Origin of the sequence: Alkalicoccobacillus gibsonii, assembly GCF_016798245.1 — a bacterium.
In the GTDB taxonomy this organism is placed as follows: domain Bacteria; phylum Bacillota; class Bacilli; order Bacillales; family Bacillaceae_D; genus Alkalicoccobacillus; species Alkalicoccobacillus gibsonii.
In genome coordinates this window covers 485,614-498,657 of sequence record NZ_JAEUZA010000003.1, presented here as the reverse complement: position 1 = coordinate 498,657, position 13,044 = coordinate 485,614, and the positions used below count along the sequence as shown (strand labels likewise).

Here is a 13,044-nt window from a genome sequence, read left to right as displayed (position 1 = left end):
TTTTTTACTATTTAAATTCACTTCTAGCTACTTTGAGATTAGTTTGAGACGGATTCTTCTTGGGTAATAAACCCTTAGACAATTCTATTTAAGAGGTGTGAAAATTGGTTAATCAGAATGATGATCTCTTTTTTACAGAAGAGATTAAGAGGCTGGAAGTAGACCTTTTATACGCCATTGACAAAAATTTAAAAGTGGAAATACAAAAAGATATTCAGTTTTTAGAGACAGTCTTAATAAACCATAGTAAATTACTTACGTACGTTAGTGTTCATTAATGTCCCTTTTTGTAACGATAGGCAAGTAAGATATGTCTCACAAGGTATGCCGATACATGGTATACCTTTTTTCGTTCTCTCTAATGCTAACAAGAGAACACTGTAAATGTTTCAAGTATCCCTAAAAAGGGAATTAAGGTTTGTGTTCAAAAATATAAGAATAATGAAATGAAAGGAGGATAGCATTACGTTTTCAGGAGAACTAGAATATTACATATGAAATTGATCGTTCAATTTGACAGTCCCCAGATTTCGAACAGCATACGTTGCTACCACTCATAGTTTTTAACACACAGTCCGTATACAAATTTATTGAAATAAGGGTGTTGCATATGAAATCAGTCATAATTTCAAATATGATGTTTGAAGATTTAACTTCTTTAACATCCAAAATATATACTAAGACTCACCTTGCAGATAATGACCTATTAGAGAATCTATCAGAAAAAGAAGAAACATTACATTGGACACTTTTAAATGAAATCTTACTACAACTTAAATTAACCCTTACAGATGAAACACAACAAGGAGAATCGTTTACACTAGATTTTGATATCTTAGACGAAGCCACAGAACTTGGAATGGGTATTTTTGACCTGATTGAACTTTTAAGTAATTATCGATATGAGTTACTACTCGCTTATCAAGAACTCTGTGAAAAAAATAACTTCCATTCTAAAGATTGTAATAGACTCTCAAATAAAACCGTACGTATTTTTGATGAAGCCATTCTACAAACAAGCATTAAGTATACAAAGCGTCATGAAAATCATTTATCGCTTGCTGAAAAAGAGATCCTATCTCTTTCTGCCCCGATCGTTCCTATAAAAGAAGATGTTTCAGTTATACCACTAGTTGGTTCTTTAAACAGTCAGAGATTAGATACGATTTTTAATGTTACCCTACCTAATGTGGCTGAAGCTAAGGTTGAAACCCTTATCCTAGATTTCTCGGGGATTTATTCGTTTGATACTTTCGTCGCAGGCAAGATCTTCGATATCAGTAAAACCCTGAAAATCTTAGGTGTAGATTCTGTCATCACAGGATTAAGACCCGAATTAGCTCAAACCATAGTTCAACTAGGGCTTAATCTCAACACCTTTACTATATACAAGGATGTAAAAACTGCATTGCGAAAAGTTTGACTACTACCCCATACATAAATGTGTGGGGTATTTTTAGTAATAAAGCTCCTTTCTTACATTGCTGCATCCCTTACTGTAATAAATGGTTCAACCTTCACTAAGATTTTTAATAAATAAAGGGTGAGGTCGTCATCATTCATACAATTTGAATATTGCTCCAATTGTTTCCCTCTATACCAAGCACCTGAGCCATCTGGTACATATCCACGCTTGATATACATTCTTTGTGCCGCCCCATAACCGTAATGTAACCCAACAGCCAAAGATACAAGATCACTTTTTTGTTTTGCTAACGTTTCAGCAACATCCATTAGTTTATTACCTATCCCTTTTTTCTGATACTTAATCAGCACGTTTAAATCAACAATTTCAGGAATGCTCTCTGTAGAAAATGGACCTGTATACGTTTTATCTAACAAGGTCACGTAACCACAAACTTGATCATTGAGTGCAGCAACGATTACTTTTCGCTCATTATGGGTTTGTTGTTTATAATACTCTTCAAACAGTTCAAATGGCTTGTGCCACCCCTGTTTCTCAAAAGCAACGACAAACTTATCTGTATCGTCTTTCATCATTGAACGTATGATTAAACGATCCTCTTGTACGTAAATGATAGTAGTCTCCTCTCCTGAAACATTAACTATTGAACTATTTTTCTAACCATTATTTTTTTATTGTTCACTGTATACTAACTACAATTTATCTAATAATACACGAATATCTGATATCATCTCAGGAATCCATTCGTGCGCAATAGGAATGGCTTCGACTCCATATTCTAAAAGTTGGCGAAGCATATGAATCGTCCAGCAAATACCGCCCATGGTCACTTGCCACTCAATATCATGTGCCCCATAACCATCAGTTTCTTCACAGTATGCCAAAATCAAATCGTCCGGATCTATTTTATAATCTTTAGCTGAGTGAATTAAGCAGTATAAATCCCCAAGATGTGGGCTAACGTATGCTGATGCCCAGTCAATGACAGCTATACCATCATCATTTTTTATTAGATTTTTGGGATGGTAATCATTGTGTGTGAGTGTAACGGGAAACTCCTTATACAATCGACTAAGATGGTAAGGCAACACATCTAATGCCTTTTTGAAGATGAGATCTTGATTAGCTTCTATAAATTCACTCTGACGGCTTATATAAAGTAGATCGTTCATTATGCTGTCTTCTGAAACATAAAATGTTGAGTGATCCGCATCTGTAAGTTTCCCCTCAAGAATTCCTACTCTCGACTTGTTGCGAATGGTTGATAGAATTTTTGCAGCAGCAATAAAATCAAAGACTTGAGGATCTTCTTCTAATGTTTTCCCTTTAAGATCATCCATGATTAATATTCCAATACCACGATTTTCATAAGCCTTATACATCCTGGGGAGATCGAGTTCAAGAGGAATTAATAATTGTGTGTAAACCGAAACCTCACGTGAATTCTCTCCCTTTCCTTGTTTGATTATGAGTGAACCTTCGTCTTTCATTTCTATTCTCCATACCTCTGACAGTGACCATTGTCGCAAAAGTTCCCAAGAAATCGCTTCTTTAAAAGTTGGAAAAAGTTCTGTATATTCAATAAATGATGTAGGTATTTTGCCCAATTTCCTCCACCTTCCTAAGCTCTATATTCATGGAGTATAAATGAAAACCCTATTTCCATTTAAAAAAGGACCAATAATGCAATTAATTTACATGGTATATTTCTAATTTTTTGGTTTTATATTATAATATATACCATTAACTAATAGGAGGTTTCTGATGACTGAAATTAGTGAAACGTTAATGTATCTAACTCAAAATTTACCTAATTCAATTGATAACCTTGGATACAATATTGATAGTCTAATATCAACTTTATCCTCTAGCTTATCATACTTAAATATAATCCTAACTGTAATTGCTATTACACTAATCCTACAAACAATCTTATTTGCAATAAAGATTTTTAAGAAAAATTAAATCATAAATACAATAAACATATGTGTAACAAATCAATTATTTTTAGCACCAAGCTCCTCTAATTCTCTAGTGCTAGTTTCAATTTTATAGCGGTTAAATGAAGTCTATAGACTCAATGACGCGAAAGGTTAATGTGCGTTACAAGCCCTTTGTATATTAATACTTCTTTCTTTTATGAAGTAAATCTATATACTATACGTAGTTCCCTTGTTACAGTTGGTTTTTAGAGTTTAATTATTTTTTATATTTGTTGTTCAACAATCGTATTACAATGGATAAGTTTAACAATATTAGCTAAATTTAGATATAATCTCTTTCAATACTTTTTTACTTTCTGCATCTTTTTTTCGATATGGTCGACCAATTCGTTGATAAGTTTTCTTTTCTTCCAATAGCTGTTTCGGGTGTATAACCTTTGCGTATACTCCATCTAAAAGATAATCATTTAGTAGAAGGGAGTCCGCTCGCCATACCCATTGAGGTAAGCCGTTCAAAATGAGACTTCCACCACCGTTATAAGTTAAGTAGGAAAGAGTAATCTCTATATTATTCTTACAAAAATCCGATTGCCTCCTACGAAACTGTTCTTTAACGGGTAATTGTTCATACCCAGCATTTACAAGTTCCCATTCCACATTTTCCCTATTTTCTATCCATGTTACTATATCTATATCACTATGTCGACGTGTTATTCTACCAAGTAAGAAATCGATTGCCCAACCCCCACGCAACCAAAACTCAGTATTTAATTCCTCAAAATTGTACTGACTTCACTCAATACGTTTAATTGTGAGGTAGTTTGTACACCATCGTTTTCATTTATCACATAGCAACATCCTTTAAGACTTTTTATTTATCTACCAATTGACAAAGTGAAAACCGATCTCAAGCATTAAAGAGCCTTGCTTGCGAAAAACGGTAGAATGGTTACTATCAGCTTTCCTACTTTTACGTCCTTGGCATATATAATAACTTCCTCCATTTATAGTTCTCGTTGAGTTCACGTTTTTAGAGATATCCTAAAAGACGTTGTTCCCGTAATTAGAAAGTTCTTCTTTACTCAATAGAATAGGTTGAAGGATTAAATTAATTAACAATACCATGAGTTTCAATTTCGGCTGTGACATTTGCCTTCATGTTGATCGTAGGGTAAACCTCTTTCCAGTTGATTGTATGCCAAGATGAGTTATATCGAGCCTGTACTTGTCTCCCTATACCTAAATAATCGCAATTTGCTTTTTGAAGACTCAATAAGATTTCATTCGCTTCTCTTGTGAGCTGTTTTGACAATATCTCATTTAGTGAAGCGATGGTGTTCTTTTTATACATATGATCCGCTGGATATTCAATTGCATCTAATTTAAGAGTTAAATTGATTTCAACATCATACATATTCTGATCCACTCTTCTTACGTTTAATTTTCTTTTTGATTTCAAAACATCAACAGTTATGTAGTCATACAAGGTGGACTCCATGTTAGAACGTACTTTTCTTGTCATGCGATGTTCGCCTTTTTGACTATTTCCAAGTAGAAGTAGAAGAGTGGTTTCATCTGTGTTCAGGGTCCCAGTCATACGATTGTTACTAAACAATGCAGAACCAGTGATTTTAGCACCAGCCATTTCCTCCAGATTAGTTAAACGAGGTAATATCAAATCTTGCCCATCATCATAAAGTAAAGTAAACGTTTTTTGTAAATTCGAGATTGGAATAATGCCCATTTTCTCTTCGCTCACTATAAGGTCGTACAAATAATTACTAATTAAAGGATTGTTTTCAGGTTGTGCATGAAGGATCTTGCCTGATTCATCATCTGTTATCGCCAATTTTGCGGATAATGCACTTAAGGGAGAACGAAAGTGTACATCTAATAGGGCATAAATATCTCCTTGTTTGACCAGTTCGCTACTAATTAGAGTAACCCGATTCTTACTTGCAAACAGTTCACTAGCAATTTCCTTATCTAGTTCGACTCGACTGTTTCTTGAGGATACCCCTTCTGCACTAACAATAATATTCTCAGTAGGGATTTTTATATTAGAATCTGTTTTTACAATTGCAATGGTTGTTTTAACTTGATCTTCATCGTTGCCAATGTCAAAAGCCTGGGCTTTGATGAGGGAGACCTCTTTAAGTAATGTTTGATCCCAACAGCCAGTTAAAAAGATTGGAAAACAACATATTAAAATGTAGGTTAATAACTTATATTTCAATTGTCTGTTCTCCTCACTGATACATCAATTAATATCATAAGTCTTCTCTTATACGTCTTTTTTATACGGATCCTTTGATGTACTTAGATTAAAATGAGGCGAAGGATTAACCGGGTTACCTGACTTGAATAATCTGCAGCTATGGCCTAGTCAACTGAAGCGTTTAATAGCATCCTACGTATATGAGTCAGGCACATATGTTTATAAAAAGCATGGTCATCTTCGTTGCTCATAAGCCACTGAATTAAGCATCCATCAATCATCGCACGAATTCCCTTTGCCGTCTCTGAAGGATTGATTGTTTGGCAAAATACGTTCTCCTTTTGCCCTTTCATGATTATTTTTTCTGCAAGTTCCCAACAATTTAGATAAAAGCTTTGGTTAATCTGTTTATAAACAGGATGATGAGACGCTTCAGCTAAAAAATCTAAATACACTTTATAGAACGTACGATTTTTATTTGGTGAAACAAATACGGCTTCTACATAGGACTTCAACATATCTTCTGCTTTAGATTTATCTTTTATTGCGTTCATCTCATTTAAATAGATTTTATCAGTGAGCCATGTTAATAGTTCAGATAGGATCATCTCTTTATTGTCAAAATAATAAGAGATCACGCCTTTACTAAATCCAGCTTTGTCCGCAATATCCTGCAAAGTAACTGAATGAAATCCTTTTTCCGAAACAACTTCATACGTTGCCTTTAAAATTTGTTGCTTTCTTATTTCCATTTTTTTCACCGATGATTGCCCTCCTACTTAAACATACTAATAGTATAACACGCAAATAAAAAAATTGACCGGTCGGAATAATTTCGTTATGATGGCATTATTCAAAACAAAGGTGGTATTTATATGTCCGAACTGTTTAAAGCTTTTGTGATAGATAAAAGTGATAGTAACGTTCAATTAGAAGTACAGGAAATCACTAAAGATTTTTTACCTGATGCTGATGTTCTAATTAAGGTTCACTATTCAGGAATAAATTATAAAGATGGGCTCGCTTCCCAATCAAATGGTAAGATTGTTTCAACTTATCCTTTTATTCCAGGCGTTGATTTAGCAGGACAAGTTGTTCAATCCAAAGACCGCCGTTTTGAAAAAGGAGATTACGTCATAGCTACAAGTTACGATATTGGTGTTTCTCACTATGGTGGGTATAGTGAATATGCTAGCATACCTGCTGATTGGATTCTTCCCCTTCCAAAAAGCTTATCAAGTGGACTTACTCTGAAAGAATCAATGATTTTAGGAACAGCGGGATTCACCTCTGCTTTATCAATCCAACGCTTAGAAGAACATGGTCTTTCTATCGATGACGGTCCAGTAGTAGTGACAGGAGCTACAGGCGGAGTAGGTAGTTTAGCAGTAGCCATGCTTGCTAAAAGAGGATACGAAGTGATTGCAAGTACAGGAAAAGAAAGCGAACATGATTTTCTTAAAAGTCTCGGCGCAAGTAAAGTGATATCCAGAGAGGAATTATATGACGGTACCTTAAAAAGCCTAGCTTCACAACGATGGGCAGCTGCAATAGATCCTGTAGGTGGTAAACCATTAGCTTCGTTACTAAGTCAAATAAAATCTGGTGGATCTGTAGCAGTTAGTGGGTTAACGGCAGGTGGAAGCGTCCCAACAACGGTCTATCCTTTTATTCTTCGAGGTGTTAACTTATTGGGTATTGATTCTGTATTCACTCCAATGTCTGTGCGAAAACAAATTTGGCATCGTTTATCGACAGACTTAAAACCTAATAACATCGATTCATTTATCGCTAAAGAAATAAGACTTGATGATCTTCCAACAACACTTCCAAATATACTAGATGGTAATATTAGAGGTAGAGTTTTGATTAACGTTAACTCATAACATTTTAACTTTAAAAGAGAACTGGTTTTAACAGTTCTCTTTTTTGATGTTGAAGTTTTCTTTCCGTGGAAACGTACGTGTTATTTTCTTCAAAGCCGCATACCACTTTCACTCTTTTGCGGCCATTTCATAGAAAAAAGTCCATTTTCAAAGTGAGTTAATTCTTTTTTGAACTCTTTTTAGGTGAATGCATAGGATAAAAATAAAAAAAGGAGCGACGCTATGTACTATTTCCACAACTCATTTCAACCTTACCCTATTTATCAAAGAGAGTTTAACCAACCACACTATTATTCACATTATACAAACAGGACAGTACCTTACCAACAACCCAAGACTGACTATGGTAAAGAACCTTTTACAATCAACATCGCACAAGCATCAAAAAACAACAATACGTACCGAACAGCGATTTGGACAGGTGAACATTTACAGGTAACCTTAATGAACATTAATGTAGGTGATGACATTGGGTTAGAAATTCATTCTGATACAGATCAGTTTTTACGTATAGAACAGGGGCAGGGTTTAGTTCAAATGGGAGACAACCCAAATAATCCAAATAACCTTACCTTTCAATCACATGTTTTTGAGGATAGTGCCATTATGGTTCCTGCTGGAACGTGGCATAACATCATTAATACCGGACCAATACCTTTAAAACTTTATTCCATATATGCTCCTCCACATCATCCATATGGTACGATTCAAGAAACAAAAGCAGATGCAATGGAATCTTAAGTTTTTGTTAATACAGTTGCTTACTTCCACATCCCTTGATGTTCTGCATCAAGGTTTTTTGTTTTTACAGTGAATAAATATCTGAGATAAGTGATCTTGCGGTTGCTAATTCTATTCTGACGTTTGTCATGTCCTTTTGTTTTACTCCCGCAATCATTCTTTGAATACTTTCATTTAATCCCTCATATTCTCCTTCATCCCCAATAAGTTGTAATTTCCATTTATTTTTTTGATAAATGTCTTCAAAGGCATTAGCATATTTTTCAGCTTGTTCCCAGTCAGATTGATCCAAAGTCTCTTCAATCTGATTTAATGGATTATAGAAAAGATCACCACCAACTACATTACATCCAGAAAGTAAAAGTATGATTACCGTAAATAAGATTATTTTATTCACCAAAAACTCCCCCTATATATGTCAACATGAATATCACCTTTATTAATGCCCAATAATAGATAAAGGTTACATATAAATTGACTTGAATAGGGAAGGAACTGTTATGCCTGAACTTTTATTAATTTTAATTAGATCAATTATATCCTTCATTCTTTTAATGGTAATGGCTAGGATTATGGGTAAAAAGCAAATTTCTCAACTCACTTTTTTTGATTACTGTGTAGGAATTACTATCGGATCAATAGCTGCAACTATGTCTGTTGACCAAAATGTCAAAATCGCAAATGGGTTGATGGCTTTGCTTATTTGGGGTCTGTTTCCGTTTATATTAGCTTACTTAAGTATCAAATCAATGTGGTTTACAAAGATAGTCGATGGAAGTCCTACAATATTGATACAATCGGGTGAAGTTTTAGATAAGAACATGAAAAAAACCTTCTTATCAATAGAAGAATTAATGTTATTGCTTAGGGAAAAAGGAACTTTTAAAGTATCTGATGTAGAAATGGCTATTCTAGAGACAAATGGTCAGCTTAGTATCCTTTTAAAATCTGATCAACAACCCATGACCCCTCATGTATCAAATGTATCCGTTCCCCCAGAACAAGGACCTACGATCTTAATTATGGATGGAAAATTACTAAAAAAAGGCATAAAAGAACGTGGATATTCAGAAGAATGGTTACTAAAAGAAATACAAAATAAAGGAGCTATGGACTTCAATCAAGTTTTTTTAGCCCAAATCGACTCAAATGGGAAGGTATATGTAGACTTATATGATGATATTGATTAAAGATCCATTATGCTATTGCCACAAAAAAAAGAAACCTTGTTTAACAAAGTTTCTTTTTCTTATAATGTTTTTATGAAATTAATATCCTATACTACTTATGCTTTTCTCCTTTTCCATAAAAAGATGACAAAGAGGCTAACACTAAAGCACCTCCACCAACTGACGAGTAGACCATTATAGATTGCTGTTGTTTTTGATTTTCTCCTCCAAAACCACTGATTGTTTTCTCGAATTTATATTCTTTCCCATCGAAAACAAGTCCATTATTAGTTATAGTAATTGTTACTTGGGGAAAACCCTCTTCCGTTTTCGTATGGATAATTATAGGATATAAAATTTCGGTGTCTGATTCATTTGAAGAATTGATCTCCAAACTTGATACCTCTTCTACAAATGTTGGGATATCATCACCTACAATGCCATATCGCTCTCTTTTACGATTCTCATCATAATTATCTTTAACAATTAAAAAGCTAACGATTTTTCCGTAATCATTTTCAACGTTTTCTAATATGTCTCCAACAGTCTCATATTTATTTAAATTAACGGTTATTAACAAAATTATAATGGCAAGGGATAAAGCTACACTTATAATTAAATTTTTCATTTCTTACACCTTCTATAGCTATAATTTATTAATTAATATACTTTAATTTCTCATCTTTAGAAGGTAGTCGAATCCTAATATAAAAACTCACAACACTCATCTTTATAAAAGAGCGCCTAATATAATTAATTGTTTTTCTTTTTCTTATAATTGTTATAGCCTTCTATCACAAAACGATAAATTATCTCGATCCCATTCTTCTAATAATGTATTCCAGTCGGCTCTTGGCTTCTCAATAAATTTAATTATATCTTTATACATATTCAATTCTTGTTCAATATCCTCATTGTCTTCTATAGATACATCCGAACAAAAATTTAATGTAAACGGTTTTTCTTCGTCATAATATTTCTCTATTTGAAAAAGTACTTCATTTAGATTTTCCATAGTGCCTAAGACTGAACCATTGATTAAATATTCGTCTCTAGTCAACCTTTCGGAACTACGGAGTGTTTTTGCAGACTCCTCTATTCTAGTAATCGAATTCATAGTGTTATGCTTGTAAACATTATAATCAGGATCTTTGAACGATTCTAAATTAATATTTTCAAAGTTTCTTATAATATTAAGTTTATGTCCATCTATAACTTTGTCATTTTTAACTTTTGTTTGCCATGCTGTGTAGCTAAATAATAGATTTGTGGTCAATAAAATGATAACGATTATAACTAATTTTTTCTTTGTCATGTTTTATTAAGCCCCTCAAACTGTTTTCTATCCTATAGTAACTGCATAAATACAGTTTAGCTTTAAAAAACCAGAAGAAAGCTCAATAAAATTATCTTGAGAAGTCATAATTGGAAAGTTAAATAGTGAGTCTAAACTAGACCGCTTATATTGATAAATAGAGATATACAAAATCTCACCCCATTAAAAATAGCATTTACCTTTTTGAACTTTATAGTCCTTAGGAATAGTTGAACAAAGTAAGTAATGTTGACTCATATCTGGTGCTGTATGAAAATGCACCTATTTCATATTATATCTTCCATTTTTAAATATCATGGTAAATAAATGGTGAATTTAAAATACCTTATTATTTATTATTCAGAAGATCATTTTAATTATTTCTCACAATAAATTACCGAACATTAAAGTGATTTAAGACATAAATATTCGTTTTTTAGTTGTCATTTAAAATATTGTTATAAGTTCTATATGAAGCCATTAATCTCTAATTCGTTTTCCAAAATGTATATGCCAGTGCATATGTTTATTACTTTGATAGTCACCTACATTTGTAGACACGGTACATGCTCCAAATCTATCGTTCATATTTATTGCGATATCTTTTATAACATTTAATACTTCTATCATAATTTGCATCTCGTCTTTTTGAATTGAAACGAGAGAATCTATATGCTTTTTTGGTATGACAACAATATGCTCTTCATAAAATGGGCGAGTATGATTAAAAGCAAGAACATTCTCAGTTTCTAAAACTTTCTCAACTAGAGTTTTTCCGCTTAGAACTTCTTCACAATAAAAATCTGTCATCTTGAACCTCCACGAATTAATATCGCTAAACATTTAATAGCGAGAATAGATATTACTTTGAATCCATTTTATTAACTCCTTAGTGCTATCTATTCGTTCATTAACATCGCCTAGTAACATCTGATTTGTTAGTGAATTAATATTATTTGGTAGCTGATCTAGTTCTTTAAAATAAAAACATATAGCTCCTACCGGTGGTATAGGTTTATCATTGACAGCCCATAGCCCTTCATAAATTGTCCAAGTTGTTGTGTTAACTATAAACATCGCTTTCTTTAAATCCTTTGTATTGATTGCGTTGTTTATTTTAATAAATGAACTAGTTAACCAATGAGATATACTATCTTTTTTCTTCCGAGAAGCTCTGTATGAAGCATATTTTTCTTGAGCAATATCAATTAAATTCTCGAGTGTTCCTTGTCTGTCTAGCATTATCTTTCCATCTAGAAAAGAGTACAATTCCATATGATTTCTTTCTAAGTTTAACTTAATCTGATTTAACGTTGCGTATTTAAACTCTACTACAGTGTCTAATCTTTCCTCACATATAAATTTCTTTTTCATTTCTCCTTCAATTAAAATACACAAGTCTAAATCGGAGTTTTCATACGCATCTCCTCTTGCGACAGAGCCAATTAACAGTATTCCAATAACTTCAGCTTTGTTTGAGAACTCATCAATAATCTCCTCAATCAACTTAGTGTGGTGTTGATATTGTATAAAAGAAAGATCGTGATCCATACTGATTGCCCCTTTTTGATGTGAATTCTTTTAGATAAATCAACCATCTATCTCTATTAATAATTCACTTAACATCAAAATCAATCGCGTCATTTAATATTAATTTAGTAAGGACATGATCATTAATAACATACTCTACTTCTGAAGGCTCTACCCATATTCTTGTAAGTGCTTCATAAGATCTAGAAAAAGGAAGGCATTCTTCAATTTCCATTTTATAAAAACCTTGGTATCCAATTAAAGGATACTTACCATGATTAACGAATTTTTTGTTTTCAGTATGGTTGACTTCAATTACACCTAAATAATCAATTCTACCTTTAACACATCCTTCTTCAAAAACTTCTCGATGAAAAGCATTATCAGGAGTCTCCCACTTTTTAACATGTCCACCAGGATATTAAAACCTCTTCCATTAATCAGTGAAAGCAGTACTTTATTTTCATGAAAGCAGAACCCATGAACACTTGTAATCAGTTTTTTATCTGCAATTTTTTTTCGGGGTAGCCAAGTTAACTTAACTGGTTGTTCATCCCAAGTCTCATAGATAGTAGACATATTATAAATAACCCCCTTCTAACTGTACTTTAATTAAGTTCTGGAATTATCATTAATATCCTTCCATAAAATTACCACAAATACAAAAAGGCCTAAGGCTTTCATAAGCCTTAGTACCATGGATATGCGGTTGAAAGGAGTCGAACCTTCAAGAGTTTAACATGACTAAGCACTCAATTTTGGCGAAATGGTAGATATGACTATCCTAACCTCGAATACCTATATATAACACTCATT

Annotated in this window: 16 protein-coding genes and 1 pseudogene; 5 read left to right on the top strand and 12 right to left on the bottom strand. The window is 33.1% G+C overall.

Annotated elements, in window-relative coordinates:
• Positions 1–104: 104 nt before the first annotated feature.
• Positions 105–278 (top strand): hypothetical protein, encoded by a 174-nt coding sequence (locus JNO66_RS14105; protein WP_203089074.1) that lies wholly within the window; start codon positions 105–107, stop codon positions 276–278.
• 359 nt (positions 279–637) lie between these two features.
• The gene (locus tag JNO66_RS14100; RefSeq protein ID WP_210340880.1) at positions 638–1,423 is read left to right on the top strand and encodes an STAS domain-containing protein; all 786 of its coding nucleotides are present in this window, start codon (positions 638–640) and stop codon (positions 1,421–1,423) included.
• Between the two features lie 53 nt (positions 1,424–1,476).
• On the opposite strand, the gene JNO66_RS14095 is transcribed toward JNO66_RS14100, so the two are convergent.
• The 5 genes from JNO66_RS14095 to JNO66_RS14075 form a co-directional block, all read right to left on the bottom strand.
• Positions 1,477–2,001, bottom strand: coding sequence for a GNAT family N-acetyltransferase (locus tag JNO66_RS14095; protein WP_210340879.1), 525 nt, complete (start codon positions 1,999–2,001; stop codon positions 1,477–1,479).
• 117 nt (positions 2,002–2,118) lie between these two features.
• Complete coding sequence (locus tag JNO66_RS14090) at positions 2,119–3,033, bottom strand: phosphotransferase (RefSeq protein ID WP_203089072.1); 915 nt, start codon at positions 3,031–3,033, stop codon at positions 2,119–2,121.
• A 648-nt stretch (positions 3,034–3,681) separates the two neighbouring features.
• On the bottom strand, positions 3,682–4,122 hold the full coding sequence (locus JNO66_RS14085) for a nucleotidyltransferase domain-containing protein (protein WP_246483285.1): 441 nt from the start codon (positions 4,120–4,122) through the stop codon (positions 3,682–3,684).
• 355 nt (positions 4,123–4,477) lie between these two features.
• On the bottom strand, positions 4,478–5,605 hold the full coding sequence (locus JNO66_RS14080) for a Ger(x)C family spore germination protein (RefSeq protein WP_203089070.1): 1,128 nt from the start codon (positions 5,603–5,605) through the stop codon (positions 4,478–4,480).
• 146 nt (positions 5,606–5,751) lie between these two features.
• Positions 5,752–6,339 carry a TetR/AcrR family transcriptional regulator gene (locus JNO66_RS14075; protein WP_203089373.1) on the bottom strand — a complete coding sequence of 196 codons (588 nt, stop codon included), beginning with the start codon at positions 6,337–6,339 and terminating at the stop codon, positions 5,752–5,754.
• 123 nt (positions 6,340–6,462) lie between these two features.
• Here JNO66_RS14075 and JNO66_RS14070 point away from each other — a divergent pair, with 123 nt between their 5' ends.
• Both JNO66_RS14070 and JNO66_RS14065 read left to right on the top strand, forming a co-directional pair.
• Complete coding sequence (locus tag JNO66_RS14070; protein WP_203089068.1) at positions 6,463–7,473, top strand: NADPH:quinone oxidoreductase family protein; 1,011 nt, start codon at positions 6,463–6,465, stop codon at positions 7,471–7,473.
• A gap of 222 nt (positions 7,474–7,695) precedes the next feature.
• Positions 7,696–8,214, top strand: a complete 519-nt coding sequence (locus JNO66_RS14065; RefSeq protein ID WP_203089066.1) for a cupin domain-containing protein — start codon at positions 7,696–7,698, stop codon at positions 8,212–8,214.
• Between the two features lie 64 nt (positions 8,215–8,278).
• On the opposite strand, the gene JNO66_RS14060 is transcribed toward JNO66_RS14065, so the two are convergent.
• A complete protein-coding gene (locus JNO66_RS14060) occupies positions 8,279–8,611 on the bottom strand; it encodes a DUF4363 family protein (RefSeq protein WP_203089065.1) in 333 nt (110 codons plus the stop codon).
• 103 nt (positions 8,612–8,714) lie between these two features.
• Here JNO66_RS14060 and JNO66_RS14055 point away from each other — a divergent pair, with 103 nt between their 5' ends.
• Entirely contained in the window at positions 8,715–9,404 is a 690-nt protein-coding gene (locus JNO66_RS14055; RefSeq protein WP_203089064.1) for a YetF domain-containing protein, read from the top strand.
• Positions 9,405–9,495: 91 nt separating this feature from the next.
• Here the strand turns inward: JNO66_RS14055 and JNO66_RS14050 are convergent, their stop codons facing one another.
• The 6 genes and pseudogenes from JNO66_RS14050 to JNO66_RS20635 form a co-directional block, all read right to left on the bottom strand.
• Entirely contained in the window at positions 9,496–10,011 is a 516-nt protein-coding gene (locus tag JNO66_RS14050) for a hypothetical protein (RefSeq protein WP_203089063.1), read from the bottom strand.
• Between the two features lie 153 nt (positions 10,012–10,164).
• Positions 10,165–10,698, bottom strand: coding sequence for a hypothetical protein (locus JNO66_RS14045; RefSeq protein ID WP_203089062.1), 534 nt, complete (start codon positions 10,696–10,698; stop codon positions 10,165–10,167).
• A 480-nt stretch (positions 10,699–11,178) separates the two neighbouring features.
• The gene (locus tag JNO66_RS14040; protein ID WP_203089061.1) at positions 11,179–11,508 is read right to left on the bottom strand and encodes an HIT family protein; all 330 of its coding nucleotides are present in this window, start codon (positions 11,506–11,508) and stop codon (positions 11,179–11,181) included.
• Between the two features lie 33 nt (positions 11,509–11,541).
• The gene (locus tag JNO66_RS14035) at positions 11,542–12,249 is read right to left on the bottom strand and encodes a nucleotidyltransferase family protein (RefSeq protein ID WP_203089060.1); all 708 of its coding nucleotides are present in this window, start codon (positions 12,247–12,249) and stop codon (positions 11,542–11,544) included.
• Between the two features lie 64 nt (positions 12,250–12,313).
• Positions 12,314–12,586: pseudogene (locus JNO66_RS20640) on the bottom strand (DNA mismatch repair protein MutT); the annotation flags it as partial.
• The gene (locus JNO66_RS20635) at positions 12,550–12,807 is read right to left on the bottom strand and encodes a hypothetical protein (protein WP_246483283.1); all 258 of its coding nucleotides are present in this window, start codon (positions 12,805–12,807) and stop codon (positions 12,550–12,552) included. The pseudogene JNO66_RS20640 and the gene JNO66_RS20635, both read right to left, overlap by 37 nt.
• Positions 12,808–13,044 lie beyond the last annotated feature (237 nt).